Below are 22,843 nucleotides of genomic sequence, written 5' to 3'. Positions count from 1 at the left end.
CTAGGCACGGCGAATCGGATGCCTAGTGGCTGCGGGGCGACTCGCCTCGGAGGAGCCAGCGTCCGTCCTGAATCTGATAGACCGAGTGTGCCATGCCCTCCTCACGCACCATCGCCGTCATCCCCGCCCGTCATGCCAGCACCCGCTTCCCCGGCAAGCCGCTCGTCCTCATCGCCGGCAAGCCCATGGTGGAGCACGTGTGGCTCCGCTGTCAGGAGGCGGGCGTCTTCGACGAGGTCTGGGTGGCCACGGACGACGAGCGCATCCGCGCCACGGTGGAGCGCTTCGGAGGCCGCGCGGTGATGACCAGCCCCGCCTGCGCCACGGGCACGGACCGGGTGGCGGAGGTGGCGCGCGAGCGGCCCGACGTGGACGTATGGGTGAACGTCCAGGGTGACGAGCCCCTGGTGGACCCGGAGGCGCTCAAGTCGCTCGCCGGACTCTTCACCGACACCACCGTGCGCATGGGCACACTCGTCAGGCCCCTGGAGGCGGACGAAGCGGACAGCCCGCACGTGGTGAAGGCGGTGCTCGCGCTCAACGGCGACGCGCTCTACTTCAGCCGCAGCCTCGTCCCGCACGCGCGAGAGACCGGGACGCCTGTCCCCCGCTGGGGTCACATCGGCTTGTATGGTTACCGGCGAGAGGTCTTGTTGCGGCTCGCGGAGCTGGCACCCACGCCGCTCGAGGAGACGGAGAAGCTGGAGCAACTCCGCGCGCTGGAGCACGGCATCTCCATCCGCTGCGCCCGGGTCTCCTGGCGCACGGTGGCGGTGGATGTCCCCGGAGACGTCGCGAAGGTCGAAGCCGTCATGCGCGAGAAAGGACTGTAGCCATGGGCATCTTCCAGGACCTGTTCGGCGGAACCGACACCAAGGCGAAGGACGAGACGACGGAAGCCCCCGCCGCCGCGCCCCCCGAGCCCGCGAAGGAAGTCCCCGCGCCTTCCCACGTCGCGACGGCGGCTCCTGCGCCCTCGCCCGCACCGACACCGGCTCCCGCGCCGCCCCCCGCGAAGAACGACCCGCGCCGCCGCAAGTGGGCGGACGACGAGGAGCACCAGATGGAGGGCGTGCAGCGGCTGGTGTCGCGCAAGGTGGAGCGGGTGCTGGAGCAGCTCGGGACGCTCGCGATGCGGGCCCGCACGGGTGAAGAGCTCCCCACCGTCACCGTCACGCTGCACCTGGCGCACGGACATACGGTGACGGGGACGGTGGTCGACTACGCACCGCGAGACTCGGTGTTGCTGGCGCTCGGCAAGGAGGGCCTGCTCGGCTCGGAGTCGGTGACGTACGTGGACCTGGCCACGGTCGTCGCGGTGACGGTGGGTCAGGCCAGCAAGCTGCTCGAACTGACGCAGCTGGTCCGCACCACGCCCACGCGACAGGACCTGTTGACGATGGTGGAGAAGCTGCCGCACGCCCTCACCGAGCAGTTCTGGCCGGGCGAGACGGCGCTGGGCGGCAGGCCGCTGCGCTTCGAAGTGGACTGGATGGGGCTGGACGACGAGCCCGGCCGCCGCGCGCTGGAGGCCGCCCTGAATGTCACGAACCACGCGCTGCGCACGCTCGCGCAGGAGCAGGGCCGCGAGGTGATGCGCCGCATCGCCACCGTGCGCTTCGTCCGGGGCAAGTCCATGCGCGCCGCGTTGGAGGGAGAGACGGGCACGGTGACGGTGGGCGAGGGAGAGCCCACCGTGTCCGCCTTCCGCAAGGCCTTCGCCTCCGGCCTCAAATGACGGGCAGCTCGTCGCTGTAGGCGCCCGTGGGGAACGCCGCGTCGATGCGCGCCAGTTCCTCCGAGGTGAGCTTCAGCGACACGGCGGCGGCGTTGTCGCGCAGGTGGGCCACGCGACTCGCCTTGGGAATGGCGAACAGCGAGGGCCGCCGCACGAGGAACTGGAGCGCCACCTGTCGAGGCGTGGCGTCATGCGCCCGGGCGATGGCGTCCAGCACGCGCCCTCCCGGACTTGAGGGCTTGGGGAAGCGGCCGTTGCCGAAGGGGCTGTAGCCCACCACCGCCACGCCGCGCTCCTCACACCACGGAAGCACGGCGTGTTCGATGGCCCGCTCCTCCAGGTGGTAGAGGACCTGGTTGCAGGCGATTCGCTCGGGCTTCGTGAGCGTCAGCAGTTCATCCAGGTCAGCCACCGCGAAGTTGCTCACGCCCCAGGAGCGAATCTTCCCGTCCGCCACCAGCTTCTCGAAGGCGCGCACCGTCTCCGCCAGCGGGTGCGAGCCGGGCCAGTGCAGCAGGTAGCAGTCGAGCCAGTCGGTGCGCAGCCGCTTCAGGCTCCGCTCACACGCGGTCAGCGTGCCCGCGTAGGTGGCATTGGAGGGCATGACCTTCGACACGAGGAAGACCTCCTTGCGTCGTCCGGCGATGGCCTCGGAGACGATGGACTCCTCCACGCGGCCGTGGCCGTACAACTCGGCGGTGTCGACGTGGGTGAGCCCCAGGTCCAACCCCGCACGCAGGGAGCGGATGGCCTCGTCGCGGTCATCCTCCTCCATCTGCCACGTGCCCTGACCGAGGACGGGGACCTCTTTCCCGGTGCCGCCGAAGACGCGCTGCTCCATGGCCTACCTCCGTGTCCGGAAGGATTAGCACCTCCCACCCGCTCCGACAGCCCGCGACCGTGCGAAGCAAGGGGCTCCGCGCTAGTCTCCGGCGGTGTCCCCCACCCCGCCTGCCTCGAAGCCCCAGCTCCCCTCACGGTTGACGCTGGGCCGCCTGCTCACCCTCGCGAGGCCGGAGCTCCCCACGCTCGTCGTGGGCACGCTCTTCCTGCTCATCAGCAGCGCGGCCACGCTGGTGTTTCCCCGCGCCATCGGAGACCTGGTGGACGAGGCGCTCGGCGCCCGCAATCGTTCGCGGCTCGACACCATCGCCGTGGTGATGTTCGGCGTCTTCATCGTGCAGTCGGTGGCCATGGCGCTGCGCGCCTACCTCTTCGCCACCGCGGGCGAGCGCGTGGTGACGCGGCTGCGCAAGCGCCTGTTCCAGAGCCTGCTCTCCCAGGAGGTGGCCTTCTTCGACGAGCGCCGCACCGGAGAGCTCACCAGCCGGCTCGCCTCGGACACGACCGTCCTGCAGAGCACCGTCACCACCAACGTCTCCATGACGCTGCGCTACCTCTGCCAGGGGGTCGGCGGCGTGGTGCTGCTCTTCTACACGTCCCCGCGCCTGACGCTGGTGATGCTCGCCCTCATCCCCGCGGTGGCCATTGGCGCGGTGGTGTACGGCCGTCGCGTGCGGGTGCTCTCCCGGCAAGCGCAGGACGCTCTCGCCGCCTCCAGCGAGGTGGCCGAGGAGGACCTCTCCGGCATCCGCACGGTGCGCTCCTTCGCGGCGGAGAGCCATGAAGTGGAGCGCTACAGCGCGGCGGTGGACAAGGCGCTCGGACTCGCGAAGGAGCGCGCGCGGCAGGGGGCCCTCTTCATGGGCAGCGCCTCCATCGCCATGTACGGCGCCACGGCGGCGATGCTCTGGTACGGCGGCCGGATGGTGGTGGACGGAGAACTCAGCGCGGGCGACCTCACCTCGTTCCTCATCTACACCTCGCTGGTGGCGCTCTCGCTGAGCGCCGTGACGGAGGTGTGGGCGGACTTCATGCGCGCCAGCGGCGCCGCCGAGCGCGTCTTCGAGCTGGTGGACCGCGAGCCCGCCATCCCCGCCGGAGGCGAGCGGCTGCCTTCCGTGAAGGGCCACGTGGAGTTCCGCGCCGTGCGCTTCGCCTACCCCACGCGCTCGGACGTCCCGGTGCTCCAGGGCCTGGATTTGGAGCTGCGCCCCGGCGAGGTCGTCGCCGTGGTGGGCCCGTCCGGCGCGGGCAAGTCCACGCTCGCGTCGCTGCTGTCGCGTTTCTATGATCCACAGGGCGGCGCCGTCGTCCTGGACGGACACCCGCTCACCACGCTGGAGCCGGAGTGGCTGCGCCGCAACATCGGCATGGTGGCGCAGGAGCCGCAGCTGTTCTCCTGCTCCATCGCGGACAACATCCGCTACGCGAAGCCGGACGCCACCGACGCGCAGGTGGAGGAAGCCGCGCGGGCCGCCAACGCCCACGACTTCATCCAGCGCTTCCCGGAGGCCTACGGCACGCCGGTGGGCGAGCGCGGCGTGCAGCTCTCCGGAGGCCAGAAGCAGCGTGTGGCCATCGCCCGCGCCGTGCTGAAGGACCCTCGCCTGCTCATCCTCGACGAGGCCACGAGCGCCCTGGACGCGGAGAGCGAGCACCTGGTGAAGGACGCGCTGGAGCGGCTGATGAAGGGCCGCACCACGCTCATCATCGCCCACCGCCTGTCCACCGTGGCCAACGTGGACCGGGTGCTGGTGATGGAGGGCGGCCGCATCGTCCAGAGCGGCACCCACTCCAGCCTCATGAGCCAGGAGGGCCTCTACCGCCGGCTGGTGGAGCGCCAGTTCGTCGCCGCCTGAACGGCCGCCCGGCACCCATGCCCGCGCTTATCGCTCCGGAAAGTGGCGCGGAAACAGGCCGGTGATTAGCTCTTCCATCCTCAAGAAAGGAGGTGATGCCTTGATTGACAGCAAGAATCAGGCGTCCACCTCCGCCACGGCGGCCTGAAGAGGGTCACCGCGGCGGTGGCAGACGCTGAAGGTTTCAAGGGCCCGTCTCCGCGTTCGCGCGGGGGCGGGTCTTTTACTTTCCGCCGGGAATGGAGTCCTAAGCGACCTGTTCCGACCTGCCGGGGGGAGTGGCCGACCCTTTTCGTCCAAATCCGGGAGATTCCCTGTGTCCATCACCCCGTGTCCAAGCCCACTGCCCACCGCCTTGCGCGACGAAGAGGCCGTCGACGCGCAGCGCAACCTCTACTGCCCCAACTACGACGCCTGCCTGCACATGGTCGTCAAGCGCGGCTGGGAGGGGTGGAGCTGCCGCAATTGCGATCTGCGCGCCTTCCGGGTCGGACAACCCGACGTCCGGGAGTTCGCCGTGTCTCGCCCTGGTGGTTGGGACGGCAACTGAGCAGGTGTCGGCCGGGGCGCCGGCCGGCCGCACGTCCTACTCAGAATAATTGACGCATCCCTGCCCTACTTGGCAGAACGGGATATGCGCTCCAAGAAAACCAAGTTCATTTTCGTGACGGGAGGCGTGGTCAGCTCTCTCGGCAAGGGCCTCGCTTCGGCTTCCATCGGCGCCCTGCTCGAGAACCGTGGGCTCGCCGTCACGCTGCTCAAGCTGGACCCGTACATCAACGTGGACCCGGGCACGATGAGCCCGTTCCAGCACGGCGAGGTCTTCGTCACCGAGGACGGTGGCGAGACCGACATGGACCTGGGCCACTACGAGCGGTTCACCAACGCCCGGATGAGCCGGCTCAACAACTTCACGTCCGGCCGCATCTACCACGCGGTCATCATGAAGGAGCGCCGCGGCGAGTACCTGGGCAAGACGGTGCAGGTGATTCCGCACATCACCGATGAAATCAAGGCGAGCATCCGCCAGGCGGCCCAGGACGCGGACGTGGTGATTGTCGAGGTGGGCGGCACGGTGGGCGACATCGAGTCGCTGCCGTTCCTCGAGGCCATCCGGCAGATGCGCTACGACGTGGGCAGCCAGAACGCCGTCTACGTGCACCTGACGCTCTTGCCGTACATCGGCGCGGCGGGCGAGGTGAAGACCAAGCCCACGCAGCACTCGGTGATGAAGCTGCGGGAGATTGGCATCCAGCCCGACTTCCTCGTGTGCCGCACGGACCGCGAGGTGTCGCGAGAGATAAAGGACAAGATCGCCATGTTCTGCAACGTGGACACGGGCAACGTGTTCACCTCGCCGGACGTGCGCAGCATCTACGAGCTGCCGCTGGAGCTGCACCGGCAGGGCCTGGATGACCGGCTCGCGGAGGTGCTCAACATCTGGAGCCGCGCGCCGCACCTGGAGCGCTGGGAGAACATCATCCGCAAGGTGTACGAGCCCGCGCGCGGCCAGGTCCAGGTCGCCATTGTCGGCAAGTACGTGAACCTCACGGAGAGCTACAAGAGCCTCAACGAGGCGCTCCTGCACGGCGGCATCGCCAACGACGTGAAGGTGAACCTGCACTTCGTGGACAGCCAGGACGTGGAGGCCCAGGGGCCGGAGAAGCTCCTGGCCGGCGTGGACGCCATCCTCGTCCCCGGCGGCTTCGGCGTGCGAGGCACCGAGGGCAAAATCGCGGCGGTCCGCTACGCGCGGGAGAAGAAAATCCCCTTCTTCGGCATCTGCCTGGGCCTGCAGATGGCCGTGGTGGAGTTCAGCCGGAGCGTGCTGGGCCTGCCCGCGGCCAACAGCCTGGAGTTCAACGAGCACACCCCGCACCCCGTCGTGACGCTCATGGAGAGCCAGGTCACGGTGCAGGACAAGGGTGGAACCATGCGCCTGGGCAGCTACGCCTGCGCCCTCAAGAACGGCTCACGGGCACACCAGTTGTACGGCCAGGACACCATCCAGGAGCGTCATCGCCACCGCTTCGAGGTGAACAACGCCTACCGGGGCCGGCTTCAGGAGGCGGGACTTGTCATCTCCGGGCATAATCCGGAGCTGAACCTCGTGGAGATGATCGAATTGTCGGACCACCCGTACTTCGTCGGCTGCCAGTTCCATCCCGAGTTCAAGAGCAAGCCCTTTGCTCCCCACCCTCTTTTCTCCGGCTTCATCAAGGCGGCGCTCGAGCAGCGCGACGCCACGTCCGGTCAGGTGCGCGCATGAGCGCCAGCAGCCTCCCCATCAACCTCTGTGGCTACAAGGTCGGCCCGGGCCAGAAGCTGTTCGTCATCGCCGGCCCGGACAGCATCGAGTCCGAGGAGATGGCGCTGAAACATGCTCACTTGCTCAAGGGCATCACCAGCCGACTGGGCGTGCCCTACGCCTTCAAGTGCTCCTACGACAAGGCCAACCGGACAAGCGGGAAGTCCTTCCGAGGTCCTGGCCTCCGGGAAGGGCTGCGTATCCTAGCGCGTATCAGGGATGAAGTGGGCGTCCCGGTCCTCACGGACGTCCATGAAACCAGCCACGTAGGTCCTGCCTCGGAAGTTGTGGATATCATCCAGATACCGGCGTTCCTGTGCCGGCAGACAGACCTGGTGGAGGCCGTGGCTCGCACGGGGAAGGGCGTGAACTTGAAGAAGGGACAGTTCGTAGCCCCCAAGGACATCGTCCACTCGGCGCGCAAGGCGTTCGAGTCGGGCAACCCCAACGTGCTCGTCACGGAGCGGGGGTCCACGTTCGGCTACAACAACCTGGTGGTGGACATGCGAGGGCTCGCCCACATGCGCGAGGCGGGCCTGGCCGTGTGTTTCGACGCCACGCACTCCGTCCAGCAGCCCAGCTCCGGCGACGGGGTGACGGGCGGCGAGCGCAAGTTCGTCTCACTGCTCGCCCATGCCGCCGCGGCGGCCGGAATTGATGCATTGTTCACGGAAGTCCATGAGGACCCTGACCGTGCCCTGTGTGACGGTCCGTGCTCCCTCAATCCACAGATGTTCGAGGACGTGGTACGAAATGTGCTGAACATCCGCCGGGTGTTGGGACACGAGCCCGGTTGATGGACACGACGAGGGGAGGAGCCGAGCGAATCATGCCCACGGACGCACCTTCCAAGCCTGGAAAGGAAGAGCTGACGTCTCGCGCGGCACGCGTGCGGCTGCTTGTCTTCGACGTGGACGGGGTGCTCACCGACGGCGGCATGTATTACGGCGACGGCGGGGAGCTGATGAAGCGCTTCGATGTGAAGGATGGCCACGCCCTGGTCATGGCCCGGCTGTCGGGTCTGCCCGCCGCCATCCTCACCGCCCGCACCTCGAACATCGTGGAGGTCCGCGGGAGGGAACTCGGGCTGGCGGCTGTGTTTCAAGGCCGCCGCGACAAGGGTGCCGCACTGGACGAGCTGCTCCAGCAACTGGCCGTTCCCCTGGAGGCCTGTGCCTACATGGGGGACGACCACAACGACCTGGCCCCTCTTTCGAGGGTGGGCTTGTCCGCGTGTCCCGCGGATGCTGTTCCCGAGGTGCGTCAGGAGGTTCACTTCATCACCCAGAGTCCTGGCGGCCGTGGGGCCGCCCGTGAACTCGTCGAGCTGTGCCTCAAGGCCAGTGGACGGTGGGAGAACGCCGTGGGTCTGATGAGGGGGACTGATGGACGCAGTGCGCAGAGAGGTTGAAGGAAACCCCGTATTCAAGGTAGGTGGTTGATTCCATGGGCAGCGGAATGATGCAGCAAGAGGGGAGTACGGCGATGACGGACCAGCTCTACACGACGCACGACATCAGTCGCTTGCTTCAGGTGGATCCGTCCACGGTGAGCAAGTGGATTGACCGGGGCATCCTGATGGCATTCAGGACGCCGGGGGGTCACCGGCGGGTGCGGTCCGCGGACCTGCGCACGTTCCTCATCACCCACCAGATGCCGGTTCCGGAGGAGCTGGGCAGCGGCACGGTTCGCCTGCTGGTGGTGGACGACGAGCGCGCGGTGCTGGACGCCATCAAGCGCGCGTTCAAGCCGTTCGCGGCGCAGGTGGAACTGCAGACGACGACCAGTGGCGTGGAGGCGCTGCTGCTGGTGTCCGAGCAGAAGCCGCACGGGATGATCATCGACCTCAACATGCCGGACATCGACGGTCTGGAGGTCTGCCGCCGCATCCGTCAGCGCAAGCAGATGGAGGGCGTGCGTCTCATCACGATGACGTCCGTGCACACCGCCGACGTGGTGGAGCAGTCGAAGCAGGCCGGCGCGCTCGCGTGCCTCGCCAAGCCGCTGGATGTACAGCAGGTGCTGGAGCTGTTCCGTGTACCCATCTCGCTCAGTGCGAAGCGCTGAGGCGTAGAGGGCTTCCGCCACCCCCTCGCGGAAGCCCTCGACAGGGTTGAAGTCAGCAGGAAGCCGCGCCGTTTTCGGCGGACAGCGGCCTCCCAGGAGGGGTGTGCGCGCGGTTCAGCTCTGGACCTTGACCTCGATGACCCGAGGCTTGGACTCCTCGCGCCGAGGCAGCGTCAGCGTCAGCACGCCTTGCTCGTAGCGCGCCTCCACCTGGGTGGCGTCCACGGTCTCCGGCAGGGAGAACGAGCGAGTGAAGCTGCCCTGGCCTCGCTCCTGGCGACGCACGCTGACGCCTTCGGCGAGCGGCTGCGCCTTGCGTTCGGCCTTCACGGTGAGCACGTCGCGCTCCACCGTCACCTGGATGTCCTTCGCGTCCACGCCGGGGATGTCGAGGTGCAGCGTCACGCCCGCCTCGGACTCGAGGATGTCGGCCGCCGGGGTGCGCTCGGTGCGCCGCGTGGACTGACGGAACAGGCCGGGCTGGCCCAGCTCGCGGAAGAGCGCGTCGAAGTCGCGCATCAGGGGGTTCATCACCACGGCGGAGTTGAACGGGTTTCGGTTCTGCATGGTCTTCTCCTGTGCGTGCCACCCTGGGTGGGTGCACGGTGTGTGAATCACAGACGTTGTCGTAGTCGGCGGTCGCCTCGGGGGCCCCATCGGGGCTCCACTCCAGCGCCGCCTCACAAGACTCAAGAGAACCATGCTCCGGGACGTGTCAAGCAACGCCCCCGGCACCGCCGCGCCCGGCCTCGTGGGCTCGCCTGCCCGCCCTCCAGAAGGCCCGGAAGGCGCCTTCCAGCCAAGCTCCCAAGTCAGTCGTCCTGGCGGCCCAGGGACACGGAGACGGCCTCCTCATCGCGGGCCACGTGCACCGTCCACGGGTGGCAGCACACCGGGCAGTCCTCGATGTAGTGCTCCGCGCTGGCGCCAATGGGGTCCACGTCGACCTCCACCTCCTCGCCGCAATAGGGGCATTGCTGGATGGCGGCTTCCGCGAAGGGCTGCATGGTGGTGCCTCCTCGCCCTCGAAGCGGGCGATTGTGTCGCGGACTCATCGTCCGCGCATTCAGACGGTAGACTCCCGAGCCATGGCTTCTCCTTCCCGCAATCGTATCGGTGACATCCTCGTCAAGGCGCGCGTCATCGACGAGCTCCAGTTGCGCAGCGCCATGGCCACCCTGGACCAGTGGGGCGGGAGGCTGTCGCGCGTGGTGGCGGACCTGGGGCTCGCCAGCGAGGATATCGTCACCGAGGCCATCTGCCAGGGCCTGGGGATGCAGCGCGTGCAGCTGGGCAACATCAGCCGTGACACGGGAGCGCTGGCGCGCGTGGAGGTGGGCATGGCCGAGCAGAAGGCCGTCTTCCCCGTGTCGCTCAAGGACAACGGCAAGACGCTGGTGCTGGCGATGGCGGACCCCACGGACCTGGCCACGCTGGACCAGGTGGCGGCCCGCAGCCGTGCTCGCGTGGTGCCCATGGTGGCGGGCGAGCGCGAAATCGAGCACGCCATCCTCCGGCACTACCGGAACCAGGAGCCGGTGGCGAGCAGCCGCTTCGCGCCGTCGCGCAGCCAGTCCACCAACACGCCCTCCACCATCGACGAGGAGCAGCAGGAGGAGGACGAGTTCAAGGTCGTGGACATGAGCGGCAACACGGTGGTGAAGCGCATCGCCGACATCGTCGCGCCCGGCTCACCCGCCACCGCTCCCGCTCCCCGCGCCGCGGAGAAGCCCGCACCGCCCGTCGCGAGCGGCTCCAGCGCGGCGGACATCCTGGATGAAATCCTGGCCGGCGGCGCCCCGTCCTCCGAGTGGACGGACGAGGACCTGCAGCGGCTGCAGACGCTCCAGCAGAACCAGGAGAAGAGCTCCAAGATTCTGCGCGCCCTCCTGGAACTGCTGCTGGAGAAGGGCAAGCTCCAGCAGCGGGAGCTGGCCGCGAAGATGCGGCTCTAGCTGTCAGCCCGCTTCCTGGAGCTCGCGACCGGTCAGTCCCAGGAGGTAGAGGATGGCGTCCAGGCCTCCAGCGGAGATGGAGGTATCGGCCGCCTCGCGCAGCCGGGGCTTGGCGCGGAAGGCGATGCCCAGCCCCGCGCGCTCCAGCATCAGCAAGTCGTTGGCGCCATCCCCTACGGCGATGACCTGCTCCAGCAGGATGCCCTCCTGCTTCGCCAGCTGCTCCAGCAGCTCCGCCTTGCGGCGCGCGTTGACGATGGGCCCCACCGTGCGCCCGGTGAGCTTGCCGCCCTCCTCCTCCAGCACGTTCGAGTAGGCGTGGTCGATTCCCAGGCGCGCCTTGAGCGCCTCGGCGGCCACGGAGAAACCTCCGCTGATGACGGCGGTGCGGTAGCCCAGCCGGCGCAGCACGCGCATCAGTGTCTCCGCGCCCTCCGTCAGCGGCAGGTTCGCCGCGAGCCGATGCAGCACGGCCACGTCCAGCCCCGCCAGCAGCGCCACGCGCTGACGCAGGGACTCGTCGTAGTCCATCTCTCCGTGCATGGCGCGCTCGGTGATGCGCGACACCTGCTCGCCCACGCCGTGCGCGCGCGCCAGTTCGTCGATGACCTCGATGCGGATGAGCGTGGAGTCCATGTCCATCACCACCATCCGCTTGCTGCGACGAAACAGGCTCTCGCGCTGCAGCGCCACGTCGAAGGTGTTGTCGCGCATGGACAGCGCCAGGAGCGAGCGCTTCAGCGCCTCCGGCTCCACGGACGCCGGCAGGGTGACGTGCAGCTCCACCGAGCCCAGGTGCGTGTGCGTCAGCCGGACGATGCGCTCCAGGTTCACCCCCTGCCCCGCCAGGTGCGAGGACAGCGCGTGCAGCTCACGGGCTCCCAGCGCGCGGCCCACCGCCGTGACGACATAGCGGGCGGGCGCCGTGGCATTCGAGTCCGGCGACTCCACCGCCTGGAAGTCCAGGTCCACGCCCAGCTCCCGGGCGGCGAAGAGCAGCGCGCTGGGGATGCCGCGCGCATCCGGCAGGCGCACCAGCAGGCAGAGCGTGAGGCGGCCCTGCACCACCACCTGCTCCACGTCGAGCAGCTCGGCGCCCGCGTCCGCGAGCAGGCCGGTGAGGCGGGCGGTGATGCCAGGATGGTCCTTGCCCGTGACGGTGACGAGCACGCAGCCGGAGGAGGTCGGAGTCATGTCCCCCGGACGATGCCACGACGGCCGCGCGGGCGGGGCGGGCCTGATGCGGCCCGCGCCCACCAGTGAATCAGGACTGCGGCGCGTCCGAGGAGAGGACGAGGTCACCCCGGACGAGGAACTCCTTGTCCGGGAAGGCCTTGTAGAAGTCCTCGAGCATCGCATCCACGTCCGGGTAGCGCTGCTCGCGCTTGTCCTGGGTGGCCTTGTCGAAGAGCTGGTCCAGGCCGCTGGGCGCCTCGGCGTTCACCTCCGACGGCAGGGCCGAGCGGCGGCCGGGAATCTGCCCGGTGAGCATCTCGTAGAGCAGGATGCCCAGCCCGTACACGTCCGCGGCCGGGCCCGGCTCCTTGGCGCCCCGGTGCATCAGCTCCGGAGCCATGTAGGGCATGCCACCGGTGCCCACGAAGACCTGGGGCATTCCCTTGGTGGAGTCCACCTCCACCACGCGACCCAGGCCGAAGTCGGCGAGCTTCGCGTTGCCGTACGCGTCGAAGAGGACGTTCTCCGGCTTGAGGTTGTGGTGCGTCAGGCCCGTGGCGTGCGCGGCGCGCAGACCGTAGGCCATCTGCAGGAAGGTGCGCAGCGCGAAGGGCACCGGCACGCCGCTGCCACCGCCCGCCTCCAGCCGCTCCTTCAGGCTGCCGTTCATCAGCTCCAGCACGAAGTACGGCCGGCTCGCCTCCACGTTCTGGTCCACCACCTGGACGATGCCGGGGTGGCGAACCTGGGCCTGCGCGCACAGCTCCTTCTTCAGCCGCTTGAGCACCTCCCCGCGCTGCAGGAAGGAGAAGTAGCCGAAGATGTCCTTGAGCTCCTTCAGGCAGATGTCCAGCCCGAGCGCCGTGAAGCGGCCCTTGAAGACGGTGCCCAGCGGGCCCGTGCCGATGGGGTCGAACTTCTGGTAGCGCAGGTCCAGCTCGGTGCCCTTGGAGGCGACGGGCGCGGCGGCGACAGGGGTGGCGGCGGGAGGGGGCATGGAGGAGGCGGAAGACGCGGGAGGAGCGAGGGGCAGCGGCGCGGGAGCGGCGGGAGCCAGGCCGATGGACGTCTCGCGGCGAGGCTCGGCAATCGCGGGGGTGATGAGCGCCACGGGAGAGGCCACGGCGGCGGGCGCCGACGGCGGCGGGGTCAGGTCCAACGCGGGCATGGCCGAGCGCGCGGCCCGCATGGGCGCCATGGACGGCGGCGAGGGAGGCGGCGCGATTTGCGTGGCCGCGGTGGGCACCACCTCCGCCTCGTCCAGCAGCAGCTCCGGCGGCGGCGGCGGCAGCTGCATGGGCTCCTCGGTGCCCTGGGCTACCGGCGGCTCATCCTCCGCGGAGGCGAGCTGCTCGGCGAAGAACTCGCCCACCTCCGTGGAGAACTTGTCCCCCAGTTCCCCGCCCGCCACACGCTCGCCCTGCTCGGTGAGCTTGAGCTGGGCCTCGCGGTCCATGGCGATGTAGTGGAACTTGCGGAGGAAGAAGAAGTAGTTGTCGAACTCGAGCGAGACGGACGGTTCGAGAGCGGCCTTCACATCGGCCAGCTTGTTCGAGCGTCCAAGTCGGCCGTTCTCCCTCAGGTTTCGGAGGATGAACAGCGCCTCGCCACTGACGGCGTCGCGGTTGATGGCGGCCTTCGGCATGGGTGGGGGACTCTACGACGTCCCCCCGCCCCCACTCAACGTGGGACTGCCAGAACCCGGGGGGTGGCTACTTGATGCGCAGGAGCTGCTTCACCGTCTCCAGCACTTCGACGAACTTCACCGGCTTGCGCAGGTAGATGTCGACGCCGAGCTGAAGGGCGCGGTCCTGCGCCTCCTTGCCGCCCGCGGAGATGGCGATGACGGGGATGGCCCGGAGCGCTTCCTCCTCGCGGATGCGCTCCACCAGGGCGAAGCCGTCCATCACCGGCATGTACAGGTCCGTCATGACGAGGCTGAAGCGGCCCTCGCGCAGCATCAGGAGCGCGTGGTGGCCGTCCGGCGCGAAGTGGACCTCCAGGGGCACCTTTCCGTGCAGCTCCCCGCTGGCCAGCTTCTTCAAGACGTAGCTGTACATCTCGATGATGTGCGGGTTGTCCTCGACGATGAGCACGCGGTACCCCTCGTGCTCGCCGGTGGACTCCTGGCTGTCTGGACCTGCCGCACTCAAGATGTCACCCAGTCTCCGCCGGTCTTCTGCGCGCTCCACTCGGACGCCGACACCTCCGGGCTGATCGAAGCTCGCCGGCCTGACCCAGGCCACGATGCCGCTGACTTCTACCGGATCCAGCAGTCCCGGGAAAGAAAGTGCGAGCCGGACATCCTCTCCGAGCGTGAAGGCCTGCTCGGTCTGCACGAACAGCCCCGAATGGGACAGGTTCTCCGTGACGTCACGCGCCTGGCGTCCGTCCGCGTACTCCACCTTCAGCACGGCCGGGATCCGGGGGTGCTGGCGCTTGTTCTCTGGGCCCGGGGTCATGACAAGGGGTTGGAATCGCTCGGCAATTTGCTGATGGCGGCCCAGTGTACCGTCGAGGGTTTATGTTGACAACGCGGCCATGGGGGCAATACGTAGCCCCCCGCCATGGCGGAGCCCCTGTTCACTCCTGAAGAGCAGAAGAAGTTCGACGCGGGTATCGCGGAGATCATCTCCCACTACCCCCCTGAGCGCAAAAGCGCGGGCATGCTCCCGGCGCTGCGCGTGCTCCAGGAGATCAAGGGCTGGTTGCCGCCCGAAGGACTGAGGCTGGTCGCGAAGCAATTGGAAGTCACGCCGGAGCGCGCCTACGAGGTCGCCAGCTTCTACGTGATGTACCACCTGAAGAAGCCGGGCAAGTACGTCATCGACGTCTGCACGAACCTGTCCTGCTCGCTCTGGGGAGCGGAGAAGATGCTCGCCTACCTGGAGGAGAAGCTCGGCCTCAAGGCAGGTGAAGCCAACGAGAAGTTCACCTTGCGCGAGACCGAGTGCCTGGCCTCCTGCGGCACGGCGCCGTGCCTGCAGATCAACGAGGATCATCACGAGAGCCTCACCCGCGCCAAGCTGGACGCCATCCTGGCCAAGCTGAGCTGAGCCCACCCCTTTTACTCAGGTAGGACGTCATCACATGACCGCTACGGCAAAGACGATCGACCCGATCATCTCGGCGGCCTGGGGCAAGCCGCAGTCCTGGACCCTGGACAGCTACAAGAAGCGCGGTGGCTACGAGGGCCTCAAGAAGGCGCTGGAGATGCAGCCGGCGGCCATCATCGACGAGGTGAAGAAGTCCAACCTCCGAGGGCGCGGCGGCGCCGGCTTCCCCACGGGCCTGAAGTGGAGCTTCGTCCCCAAGGACAGCCCCAAGCCCAAGTACCTGGCCGTCAACGGCGACGAGTCCGAGCCGGGCACCTTCAAGGACCGCTACATCCTGGAAGACGACCCGCACATGATGCTGGAGGGCATCGCCATCGCGTCGTACGCGCTGGGCGTGCACACCTGCTACGTGTACCTGCGCGGCGAGTTCAAGTTCCCCGCGGAGCGCTGCCAGGCGGCCATCGACGAGGCCTACAAGGCGGGCATCTTCGGCAAGAAGATGCTGGGCAAGGACTTCGAGCTCAACTGCTACCTGGTCCGTGGCGCCGGCGCGTACATCTGCGGCGAGGAGACGGCCCTCCTGGAGAGCCTGGAAGGCAAGAAGGGCTGGCCGCGCCTCAAGCCCCCCTTCCCCGCGGTGGTCGGCCTGTTCGGCAGCCCCACGGTGGTGAACAACGTGGAGACGCTCGCCAGCGTTCCCCACGTCTTCACGGGCGGCGCGGACTGGTACGCGAAGCTGGGCACGGACAAGTCGGGCGGCACGCGCCTGGTCTGCCTGTCCGGCTCGGTGAACCGCCCCGGCGTCTACGAAGTGTCCATGTTCACCACGCTCGCGGAGCTCATCTACGACGACAAGTTCGGCCGGGGTTTGCCGGCGGGTCGCAAGGTGAAGGCCGTGATTCCGGGCGGGTCCTCGGCGCCGGTGCTGGGCGCGGACGAGCTGGACGTGGCGATGGAGTTCGAGGCCCTCAAGGTCAAGCAGACCATGGCGGGCTCCGGCGGCGTCATCGTCATGGACGACTCCACCTGCATGGTGCGCAGCCTGTGGCGCGTGGCGCGCTTCTACGCGGAAGAGTCCTGCGGCCAGTGCACACCGTGCCGCGAGGGCACGCCGTGGCAGACGCGGCTCCTGCGCAAGATTGAAGAGGGCCGCGGCGAGCCGGGCGACATCGAGATGCTGTCCAACGTGGCCTCCTCGATTGCCCCCTACCCGCCCATCGGCCTGGGCAACACCATCTGCGCGCTGGGTGACGCGGCGGCGCTGCCTACGCACTCGTTCCTGATGCGGTACAGGGATGAGTTCGAGGCCCACATCCGCGAGCACCGCTGCCCGTTCGGCGACAAGCCCTGGGGTTCGTTCGGAGACTGGTCTTGAACATCGAGCTCATCCTCTTCGGGGCGTTCGCGCTCCTGACGCTGCTGTCGGCCGGGACGGTCATCTTCGCGCGGAGCCCCATCAACTCCGCCATGGCCCTGGTCTCCACGTTCTTCTTCCTGGCCGGCCTGTACGTCCTGCTCTGGGCGCACACGGTGGCGGTGCTCCAGGTGATGGTCTACGCGGGCGCCATCATGGTGCTCTTCCTCTTCGTCATCATGTTGCTCAACCTCGGCGAGTCCCCCTCGCGTGGCCGGCCCACGCTGGCGCGAATCGTCGGTGGCGCCGCGACGCTGGGCCTGCTGGCGGTGCTGGGCATCGCCCTGTCGAAGCTGCCGGGCGGGCCGCCGCCGTCCCTGGGCGTGGAGGGGCAGGCGACCTTCGGCACCATGGCGACGATGGGTCAGGTCGTCTTCACCCAGTGGCTCTTGCCCTTCGAAGCGGTGAGCCTGCTGCTGCTGGTGGCCATGGTGGGCGCCGTGGTGGTGGCCAAGTCGCGAATCTGATCGCTGCCGACTCCCTCAAACTTTCTGTGTTAGATGGCGGCGCAGGTCGTCGCCCGCGAGGCCCCGAATCGGCCCATGGTCCCCATCTCCTACTACCTCCTGCTTGCCGCCGCCCTGTTCTGCATGGGCATGTTTGGCGTGATGGTGCGCCGCAACGCGCTGGTCATCTTCATGTGCGTGGAGCTGATGCTCAACGCCGCGAACCTGACGTTCCTCGCGTTCGCCCGAATGCACGGAGACAGCGTTGGCCATGTCTCCGCCTTCTTCGTCATCGCCGTCGCGGCGGCGGAGGCGGCCATTGGCCTCGCCATCGTCATCGCCGTCTTCCGGAGCCGAGGCAGCGTCCTGGTGGAAGACATCCGGACCATGAAGCACTGACGGACCCGCCAGGAGCCCTGTCATGAACCTCTCGCAATTCCTGCAGACGGCGCCCGTCGCTCCCGACGTCCTGGCGCCCTCGCTGTGGCTCATCATCGCCCTGCCGCTGCTCGGCGCGTTCATCTGCGGCGTGTTCGGCAAGATGCTGGGCCGGGCCAACGTGAATCTGGTCGCCTGCTCCGCGGTGGGCGGCGCCTTCGTCCTGAGCGTGCTGGCCTTCTGGGCCACCAGCGACACGGACCCGGAGAGCCGCCGGCTCCTGTCCTTCTTCGTGAACCCGTTCGGCCAGGAGCGCGACTACGTCCGCTACGCCCTGGCGCACGACTACGGCACCTGGTTCGCCGTGGGCGACTTCCGGGTGAACTTCGGGCTGATGGTGGACCACCTGTCGGGCACCCTGCTGCTGGTCATCACCGGCGTCGGGTTCCTCATCCACCTGTACTCCACCAGCTACATGGAGCACGACGAGTCCTACTGGCGGTACTTCGCGTACCTCAACCTGTTCGTCGCGGCGATGCTGACGCTGGTGCTGGCCGACAACCTCGTCCTGCTCTTCGTGGGCTGGGAGGGCGTGGGCATGGCCAGCTACCTGCTCATCGGCTTCTGGTACACGGACCCGGCCAAGGCGTGGGCGGGCCGCAAGGCGTTCGTCACCAACCGCATCGGTGACTTCGCGTTCCTCATCGCCACGTTCCTGATGGTGCTGCTGGTGGGCGCCTTCACCGAGCAGGCCAACGAGCGCGATTACACGATGGCCGGCAGCAGCAGCCAGCGCTACTCGGCCGCGCTGCAGGAGAAGGGCACCGTCACCTTCCTGGGCCTGCAGAAGATGGCCGAGGCGATTCCCGAGGGCGGCGGCGGCGCGGTCGTGCTGTCCACCCCCATCGCGGCGGGGCCCCTGGAGGGCTACACGTTCGGCGGGGTGATGACGGCGGCGATGCTGCTGTTCCTCCTGGGTGCGGCGGGAAAGAGCGCGCAGCTCCCGCTGTACGTCTGGCTGCCGGACGCGATGGCGGGCCCGACGCCCGTCTCCGCCCTCATCCACGCGGCGACGATGGTCACCGCCGGCGTCTACCTGTTCAGCCGCATGTCCGCGCTGCTGGTGCTCAGCCCCACGGCCATGGCCACGGTGGCCATCATCGGCGCGCTGACCTCGCTGCTCGCGGCGCTCATCGCCTTCGCGCAGGACGACATCAAGAAGGTGCTCGCCTACTCCACGGTGTCCCAGTTGGGCATCATGTTCATGGGCGTGGGCATGGGCGTGTTCTGGGCGGCGGTGCTCCACCTCGTCACCCACGCCTTCTTCAAGGCCTGCCTCTTCCTGGGCGCCGGCAGCGTGATGCACGGCAACGGGGACGAGACGGACATCAAGAAGCTGGGCGGCCTGCGCCACGAGATGAAGTGGACGTGGGGCACCTTCTTCGTCGCCACCCTGGCGATTACCGGCATCATCCCCCTGTCCGGCTTCTTCTCGAAGGACGCCATCTTCCACGGCGTGCACCACAACCACCTGGAAGGGCTGCACTGGGTGTCCAGCGCCGTCTACTACCTGGGCCTGCTCATCGCCGCCTGCACCGCGTTCTACATGACGCGCGTGTACCTGCTGACCTTCGAGGGCCAGCGTTCCAAGGAGGCCAAGCTGGCGCACGCGCACGAGAGCGCGTGGCAGATGACGCTGCCGCTGGTGGTGCTCGCGGTGCTCAGCGTGGTGTCCGCCGTGTACGCGTGGCCGCTGATGAAGGCGCCGGGCGACGGCCGGCCCCAGCCGGTGTTCGAGAACTTCCTGAGCCCCGTGTTCGCGTCGATGAACCGCATCGTCGCGACGGGCAAGACGGTGGCGCTGGACACCAGCGTCCCGGCCATGGGCGACTACGTGTTCGCGTGGCTCGTGGCGGTGTCGGGCGGCGCGCTGGCGGGCTTCCTGTACCTGCGCTTCTTCCCGGCGCGCGCGGGCCAGCCGGCTCCGGCCTTCGCCCGGGCGGTGCGCCGCACGGCGCAGAACAAGTTCTACGTGGATGAGCTGTACGAACTGGCCATCATCCGGCCGGTGAAGTTCATGAGCTTCATCCTCTTCCGCGTGGTGGACGCGCTCCTCATCGACACCGTGGCCGTGCGCGGCACGGCGTGGGTGACGGCGCGAGTGGGCAGCGCGCTGCGCTACGTCCAGTCGGGCGACGCCCAGGCCTACGCCGCAGTGATGGCCCTCGCCCTGCTGGGCGGAGTCGCCTACGCCCTCATCCAGGTGCTGCAATGAGCTTCTTCGACACCCACCTGCTCAACCTCGTCGTCTTCCTGCCCCTCGTCTTCGCGGCGCTGGTGTTGATGCTGCCCGCGGGCGAGGCGGGGCAGATTCGCGCCGTCACGTTCATCGCCATGGTGGTGGACCTCGTGTTCGGCGTGTGGGCGTACATGCGCTTCGAGCCGGGCGGCGCGGAGTTCCAGCTCGAGTACCGGGTGCACTGGTTCAAGGAGTTCGGGCTCAGCTACCACCTGGGCGTGGACGGTCTGGCGGCGAGCCTGCTGCTCCTCACGGTGTTCCTGGGCCCGCTGGTCGTGCTGGCCTCCACCACGTACATCAGCCACCGCATCAAGGAGTTCCACCTGGCGCTGCTGGTGCTCCAGACGACGATGCTGGGCGCGCTGGTGTCGCTGGACGTGCTGCTCTTCTACATCTTCTTCGAGGCCATGCTCATCCCCATGTACCTCCTGGTGGGTGTGTGGGGCGCCGAGGACCGCCAGATGGCGGCGGTGAAGTTCTTCCTCTACACGCTGGTCGGCTCGCTGCTGATGCTGGTGGCGCTCATCGCCGTGTACTTCATCAGCTCCCCCGCAGGCGCGCGCTCGTTCGACTACTCCAGCATGTACAACGGCCTGCTGGACGCGAACCGGCAGCTGTCCGCCTGTACCGCCGGACCCCCCGGAGCATGTGACTCGCTCACGGGACTGGCCGCGACACTGCACACCTATGGGCCGTGGCTCTTCGGCGCCTTCGCGCTGGCGTTCGCCATCAAGGTGCCCATGTGGCCGGTGCACACGTGGTTGCCTGACGCGCACGTGCAGGCGCCGGTGGCTGGCTCGATGATTCTGGCCGGCGTGATGCTGAAGATGGGCACGTTCGGCTTCTGGCGGTACGCGATTCCGTTCTTCCCGGTGGCCGCGCAGCAGGCCCGTCCCTTCCTGGCGACGCTGGCCGTCATCGGCATCGTCTACGGCGCGCTGATGTGTCTGGCGCAGCGGGACATCAAGAAGCTGATTGCGTACTCGTCCGTGAGCCACCTGGGCTACTGCATGCTGGGCATGCTGGCGGTGACGGCCGAGGGCGCCACGGGCAGCGCGTACCAGATGCTCAACCACGGCATCTCGACGGGCGCGCTGTTCCTCCTGTTCGGCTACCTCTACGAGCGGCGCCACACGCGACTGATGGCGGACTTCGGCGGCATCGCCAAGGTGATGCCAGTGTTCACCGTGGCCTTCGTCATCATCACCTTCTCGTCGGTGGCGGTGCCGGGCACCAACGGCTTCATCGGTGAGTTCCTCGTCCTGCTGGGCACCTTCAAGAGTGACTTGGGCGCCGCCGCTGGCAACCCGCACCTGACGATGGTGTTCGGCGCGTTCGCCACCCTGGGCGTCATCCTGGGCGCCGCGTACATGCTGTGGATGGTGCAGAAGGTGTTCTTCGGGGGCCTCACGCACCGGGAGAACCAGCACCTGACCGACATGAACCTGCGGGAGATGCTGACGGTGCTGCCCTTCATCATCCTCGTCGGGGTGATGGGGCTGATGCCCCAGCCGTTCCTGGACCGCATCGAGCCGTCCACCAGCCGCTTCATCGCTCGCGCTCGCGTCGGCACCCCGGGTGCCACCGTGGAGACGGAGCAGGTGCGCGTGGAGGTGATGGGGCTGCCGGCCCAACCCACCGCGGCCGCTCCGAGCGTCCCCGCCCCGCTCGCCGCCCGAGCCGTCCCCTCGCCTCGGCCGTAAGCCGCCAGAGCCCACGACATGATCCTGCCCAATCTCACCCTGGCAGACTTCCTCCCGCTGATTCCCGCCATCATCCTGGTGGTGGGAGCCTGCATCCTGCTCTTGTCGGAAGTGTTCCTCGGCGCCAACGCGTCGCGCTCCTACCAGGCCGTGCTCACCGTGGTGTCCTCGGTGGCGGCGGGCGCCGTGGCCGTGGCCAACATGTTCGAGCCGGCGCACGAGGTGTTCCTCGGCTTCGGCGTGCTGGACCCCTTCTCCAGCTTCCTCACCTTCGTGGTGTGCGTGGGCCTGGGCCTGGCGGCGCTGAGCTCGGTGAGCTTCCTGCGCAAGCGCGGGGCGGAGCGCGGTGAGTTCTACGCGCTGATGCTCTTCGCCGCGGCGGGCATGAGCCTGCTGGCGCTGTCCAACGAGCTCATCACGCTCTTCGTCAACCTGGAGGTCCTCTCCATCGCGACCTACGCGCTGACGTCGTATCTGCGCCGTGGCACGCGGCCGAGCGAGGCGGGCTTCAAGTACTTCATCCTCGGCGCCTTCTCCTCCGCGGTGCTGCTGTACGGCGCGGCGCTGCTCTACGGCGCCACCGGCTCCACGAAGCTGACGGACATGGTGGGCCCGCTGTCCGGCGCGCTCGCCACCCAGCCGGCGCTGGTCTACGTGGGCCTCATCCTCCTGGGCTCCGGCTTCGCCTTCAAGGTGGCCGCGGTGCCGTTCCACATGTGGACGCCGGACGTGTACGAGGGTGCCCCCACCCCCGTCACCGCGCTGATGAGCGCAGGCGTGAAGGCCGCGGCCTTCGCGGCGCTGGTGCGCGTGTTCCTCACGCTGGGCAAGGGAATCGACCCGCACCTGCCGCTGGTGCTGTTCTCCACCCTCGCCTTCCTCACCATGGTGGTGGGCAACCTGCTGGCGATTCCGCAGCGCAACGTGAAGCGCATGCTGGCGTACTCGTCCATCGCCCACGCCGGCTATCTCCTGGTGGGCGTGGCGGCGCTGTTCGTCACCGCGCCGGGCGAGCAGTTCCGCCTGCTGGGTCCGTCCGAGCTGACGGGTGGCTCGCCGGTGGAGCTGGCGCGCTCACAGGCCTTGCGCGGCATCCTCTTCTACCTGCTCGCCTACACCTTCAGCGCCGTGGGTGCCTTCACCCTGGTGTCCGTGCTGGAGCGCCGCGAGGACGAGGAGAAGGGCACCGCCTGGGACTTGGAGCGATTCAGCGGGCTGGCGCAGCGCCGTCCGGGCTGGGCCGTGGCCATGGCCACCTTCATGCTGTCGCTGGGCGGGATTCCTCCCACCATCGGCTTCATGAGCAAGCTGCTCATCTTCCAGAGCGCGGTGGACTCGGGCCTCATCGGCCTGGCCATCGTCGGCGTGCTCGCCAGCGCGGCGGGTGCCTATTACTACCTGCGCGTGGTGGTCTACATGTTCATGCGGCCCGTTCCCGAGGGCGCGCTGACGCTCGAGCGGAGCTGGTCCACCGAGCTGGCCCTGGTCCTCGCCACCGCCGCCGTGCTGGTGTTCGGAATCCTCCCGGGCCCCATCACCGGGTGGCTGCAACAGGCCAGCAGCATCTTCGGTCAGTAGACGCTCGCGCCCCGTCGTCACCC

General features: G+C 68.2%; 22 protein-coding genes. 16 read left to right on the top strand and 6 right to left on the bottom strand.

Features of this window, described 5'->3' with window-relative positions; translation table 11 throughout:
- Positions 1-92 precede the first annotated feature (92 nt).
- Together kdsB and G4D83_RS19475 are read left to right on the top strand one after the other, a co-directional pair.
- Positions 93-833 carry a 3-deoxy-manno-octulosonate cytidylyltransferase gene (gene kdsB, locus G4D83_RS19480; protein ID WP_163866300.1) on the top strand — a complete coding sequence of 247 codons (741 nt, stop codon included), beginning with the start codon at positions 93-95 and terminating at the stop codon, positions 831-833.
- Positions 834-835: 2 nt separating this feature from the next.
- Positions 836-1,738 carry a hypothetical protein gene (locus tag G4D83_RS19475; RefSeq protein ID WP_163866299.1) on the top strand — a complete coding sequence of 301 codons (903 nt, stop codon included), beginning with the start codon at positions 836-838 and terminating at the stop codon, positions 1,736-1,738.
- On the opposite strand, the gene G4D83_RS19470 is transcribed toward G4D83_RS19475, so the two are convergent.
- Positions 1,731-2,579: an aldo/keto reductase gene (locus G4D83_RS19470; RefSeq protein WP_163866298.1), complete on the bottom strand. Its 849-nt coding sequence runs from the start codon at positions 2,577-2,579 to the stop codon at positions 1,731-1,733. The genes G4D83_RS19475 and G4D83_RS19470 overlap by 8 nt on opposite strands.
- A 94-nt stretch (positions 2,580-2,673) precedes the next feature.
- On the opposite strand from G4D83_RS19470, the gene G4D83_RS19465 reads away from it, so the two are divergent.
- The 6 genes from G4D83_RS19465 to G4D83_RS19440 all read left to right on the top strand — a co-directional run bounded on the left by G4D83_RS19465 (position 2,674) and on the right by G4D83_RS19440 (position 8,815).
- Positions 2,674-4,440, top strand: coding sequence for an ABC transporter ATP-binding protein (locus G4D83_RS19465; RefSeq protein WP_163866297.1), 1,767 nt, complete (start codon positions 2,674-2,676; stop codon positions 4,438-4,440).
- Between the two features lie 316 nt (positions 4,441-4,756).
- On the top strand, positions 4,757-4,990 hold the full coding sequence (locus tag G4D83_RS19460) for a hypothetical protein (RefSeq protein ID WP_141643146.1): 234 nt from the start codon (positions 4,757-4,759) through the stop codon (positions 4,988-4,990).
- A gap of 84 nt (positions 4,991-5,074) precedes the next feature.
- The gene (locus tag G4D83_RS19455) at positions 5,075-6,709 is read left to right on the top strand and encodes a CTP synthase (RefSeq protein ID WP_163866296.1); all 1,635 of its coding nucleotides are present in this window, start codon (positions 5,075-5,077) and stop codon (positions 6,707-6,709) included.
- Positions 6,706-7,545: a 3-deoxy-8-phosphooctulonate synthase gene (gene kdsA / locus G4D83_RS19450; RefSeq protein ID WP_163866295.1), complete on the top strand. Its 840-nt coding sequence runs from the start codon at positions 6,706-6,708 to the stop codon at positions 7,543-7,545. Before G4D83_RS19455 ends, kdsA begins: the two co-directional genes overlap by 4 nt.
- A gap of 32 nt (positions 7,546-7,577) precedes the next feature.
- The gene (locus G4D83_RS19445) at positions 7,578-8,159 is read left to right on the top strand and encodes a KdsC family phosphatase (protein ID WP_163866294.1); all 582 of its coding nucleotides are present in this window, start codon (positions 7,578-7,580) and stop codon (positions 8,157-8,159) included.
- Between the two features lie 35 nt (positions 8,160-8,194).
- Positions 8,195-8,815: a response regulator gene (locus G4D83_RS19440; RefSeq protein WP_015346747.1), complete on the top strand. Its 621-nt coding sequence runs from the start codon at positions 8,195-8,197 to the stop codon at positions 8,813-8,815.
- Positions 8,816-8,929: 114 nt separating this feature from the next.
- Here the strand turns inward: G4D83_RS19440 and G4D83_RS19435 are convergent, their stop codons facing one another.
- Both G4D83_RS19435 and G4D83_RS19430 read right to left on the bottom strand, forming a co-directional pair.
- A complete protein-coding gene (locus tag G4D83_RS19435; protein WP_163866293.1) occupies positions 8,930-9,382 on the bottom strand; it encodes an Hsp20/alpha crystallin family protein in 453 nt (150 codons plus the stop codon).
- A 245-nt stretch (positions 9,383-9,627) separates the two neighbouring features.
- A complete protein-coding gene (locus tag G4D83_RS19430) occupies positions 9,628-9,822 on the bottom strand; it encodes a CPXCG motif-containing cysteine-rich protein (RefSeq protein ID WP_163866292.1) in 195 nt (64 codons plus the stop codon).
- 81 nt (positions 9,823-9,903) lie between these two features.
- Between G4D83_RS19430 and G4D83_RS19425 the strand changes: the two genes are divergently transcribed.
- Positions 9,904-10,770 carry a GspE/PulE/PilB domain-containing protein gene (locus tag G4D83_RS19425; RefSeq protein WP_163866291.1) on the top strand — a complete coding sequence of 289 codons (867 nt, stop codon included), beginning with the start codon at positions 9,904-9,906 and terminating at the stop codon, positions 10,768-10,770.
- A 3-nt stretch (positions 10,771-10,773) separates the two neighbouring features.
- Here G4D83_RS19425 and serB read toward each other — a convergent pair whose 3' ends face one another.
- The 3 genes from serB to G4D83_RS19410 form a co-directional block, all read right to left on the bottom strand.
- Positions 10,774-11,964 carry a phosphoserine phosphatase SerB gene (gene serB / locus G4D83_RS19420; protein WP_163866290.1) on the bottom strand — a complete coding sequence of 397 codons (1,191 nt, stop codon included), beginning with the start codon at positions 11,962-11,964 and terminating at the stop codon, positions 10,774-10,776.
- 70 nt (positions 11,965-12,034) lie between these two features.
- Positions 12,035-13,591: a serine/threonine-protein kinase gene (locus G4D83_RS19415; RefSeq protein WP_163866289.1), complete on the bottom strand. Its 1,557-nt coding sequence runs from the start codon at positions 13,589-13,591 to the stop codon at positions 12,035-12,037.
- Between the two features lie 67 nt (positions 13,592-13,658).
- Positions 13,659-14,408, bottom strand: coding sequence for a TIGR02266 family protein (locus G4D83_RS19410; RefSeq protein ID WP_163866288.1), 750 nt, complete (start codon positions 14,406-14,408; stop codon positions 13,659-13,661).
- Positions 14,409-14,513: 105 nt separating this feature from the next.
- Here G4D83_RS19410 and G4D83_RS19405 point away from each other — a divergent pair, with 105 nt between their 5' ends.
- The 7 genes from G4D83_RS19405 to G4D83_RS19375 all read left to right on the top strand — a co-directional run bounded on the left by G4D83_RS19405 (position 14,514) and on the right by G4D83_RS19375 (position 22,820).
- Positions 14,514-15,002 (top strand): NADH-quinone oxidoreductase subunit NuoE family protein, encoded by a 489-nt coding sequence (locus G4D83_RS19405; RefSeq protein ID WP_163866287.1) that lies wholly within the window; start codon positions 14,514-14,516, stop codon positions 15,000-15,002.
- 34 nt (positions 15,003-15,036) lie between these two features.
- The gene (nuoF, locus tag G4D83_RS19400; RefSeq protein ID WP_163866286.1) at positions 15,037-16,377 is read left to right on the top strand and encodes an NADH-quinone oxidoreductase subunit NuoF; all 1,341 of its coding nucleotides are present in this window, start codon (positions 15,037-15,039) and stop codon (positions 16,375-16,377) included.
- Positions 16,374-16,883, top strand: coding sequence for an NADH-quinone oxidoreductase subunit J family protein (locus G4D83_RS19395; RefSeq protein WP_163866285.1), 510 nt, complete (start codon positions 16,374-16,376; stop codon positions 16,881-16,883). The genes nuoF and G4D83_RS19395 overlap by 4 nt, the downstream gene beginning before the upstream one ends.
- Before the next feature lie 75 nt (positions 16,884-16,958).
- Positions 16,959-17,261, top strand: a complete 303-nt coding sequence (gene nuoK, locus G4D83_RS19390) for an NADH-quinone oxidoreductase subunit NuoK (RefSeq protein WP_141643162.1) — start codon at positions 16,959-16,961, stop codon at positions 17,259-17,261.
- Between the two features lie 22 nt (positions 17,262-17,283).
- Positions 17,284-19,515, top strand: coding sequence for an NADH-quinone oxidoreductase subunit L (gene nuoL, locus G4D83_RS19385; RefSeq protein WP_163866284.1), 2,232 nt, complete (start codon positions 17,284-17,286; stop codon positions 19,513-19,515).
- Positions 19,512-21,242 (top strand): complex I subunit 4 family protein, encoded by a 1,731-nt coding sequence (locus G4D83_RS19380; protein WP_163866283.1) that lies wholly within the window; start codon positions 19,512-19,514, stop codon positions 21,240-21,242. Before nuoL ends, G4D83_RS19380 begins: the two co-directional genes overlap by 4 nt.
- An 18-nt stretch (positions 21,243-21,260) precedes the next feature.
- Positions 21,261-22,820, top strand: a complete 1,560-nt coding sequence (locus G4D83_RS19375; RefSeq protein ID WP_163866282.1) for an NADH-quinone oxidoreductase subunit N — start codon at positions 21,261-21,263, stop codon at positions 22,818-22,820.
- Positions 22,821-22,843: the final 23 nt, after the last annotated feature.

Origin of the sequence: Myxococcus eversor (assembly GCF_010894455.1) — a bacterium.
Classification (GTDB): domain Bacteria; phylum Myxococcota; class Myxococcia; order Myxococcales; family Myxococcaceae; genus Myxococcus; species Myxococcus eversor.
Note: the sequence above shows the minus strand (reverse complement) of the source record. Positions and strands in the feature narration are given on the sequence as shown.

Coding starts and splice junctions, on each gene's coding strand:
- kdsB (WP_163866300.1), top strand. CDS start 93: ATGCCCTCCTCACGCACCATCGCCGTCATCCCCGCCCGTCATGCCAGC.
- G4D83_RS19475 (WP_163866299.1), top strand. CDS start 836: ATGGGCATCTTCCAGGACCTGTTCGGCGGAACCGACACCAAGGCGAAG.
- G4D83_RS19470 (WP_163866298.1), bottom strand. CDS start 2,579: ATGGAGCAGCGCGTCTTCGGCGGCACCGGGAAAGAGGTCCCCGTCCTC.
- G4D83_RS19455 (WP_163866296.1), top strand. CDS start 5,075: ATGCGCTCCAAGAAAACCAAGTTCATTTTCGTGACGGGAGGCGTGGTC.
- kdsA (WP_163866295.1), top strand. CDS start 6,706: ATGAGCGCCAGCAGCCTCCCCATCAACCTCTGTGGCTACAAGGTCGGC.
- G4D83_RS19445 (WP_163866294.1), top strand. CDS start 7,578: ATGCCCACGGACGCACCTTCCAAGCCTGGAAAGGAAGAGCTGACGTCT.
- G4D83_RS19440 (WP_015346747.1), top strand. CDS start 8,195: ATGGGCAGCGGAATGATGCAGCAAGAGGGGAGTACGGCGATGACGGAC.
- G4D83_RS19435 (WP_163866293.1), bottom strand. CDS start 9,382: ATGCAGAACCGAAACCCGTTCAACTCCGCCGTGGTGATGAACCCCCTG.
- G4D83_RS19430 (WP_163866292.1), bottom strand. CDS start 9,822: ATGCAGCCCTTCGCGGAAGCCGCCATCCAGCAATGCCCCTATTGCGGC.
- G4D83_RS19425 (WP_163866291.1), top strand. CDS start 9,904: ATGGCTTCTCCTTCCCGCAATCGTATCGGTGACATCCTCGTCAAGGCG.
- serB (WP_163866290.1), bottom strand. CDS start 11,964: ATGACTCCGACCTCCTCCGGCTGCGTGCTCGTCACCGTCACGGGCAAG.
- G4D83_RS19415 (WP_163866289.1), bottom strand. CDS start 13,591: ATGCCGAAGGCCGCCATCAACCGCGACGCCGTCAGTGGCGAGGCGCTG.
- G4D83_RS19410 (WP_163866288.1), bottom strand. CDS start 14,408: ATGACCCCGGGCCCAGAGAACAAGCGCCAGCACCCCCGGATCCCGGCC.
- G4D83_RS19405 (WP_163866287.1), top strand. CDS start 14,514: ATGGCGGAGCCCCTGTTCACTCCTGAAGAGCAGAAGAAGTTCGACGCG.
- nuoF (WP_163866286.1), top strand. CDS start 15,037: ATGACCGCTACGGCAAAGACGATCGACCCGATCATCTCGGCGGCCTGG.
- nuoK (WP_141643162.1), top strand. CDS start 16,959: ATGGTCCCCATCTCCTACTACCTCCTGCTTGCCGCCGCCCTGTTCTGC.
- nuoL (WP_163866284.1), top strand. CDS start 17,284: ATGAACCTCTCGCAATTCCTGCAGACGGCGCCCGTCGCTCCCGACGTC.
- G4D83_RS19380 (WP_163866283.1), top strand. CDS start 19,512: ATGAGCTTCTTCGACACCCACCTGCTCAACCTCGTCGTCTTCCTGCCC.
- G4D83_RS19375 (WP_163866282.1), top strand. CDS start 21,261: ATGATCCTGCCCAATCTCACCCTGGCAGACTTCCTCCCGCTGATTCCC.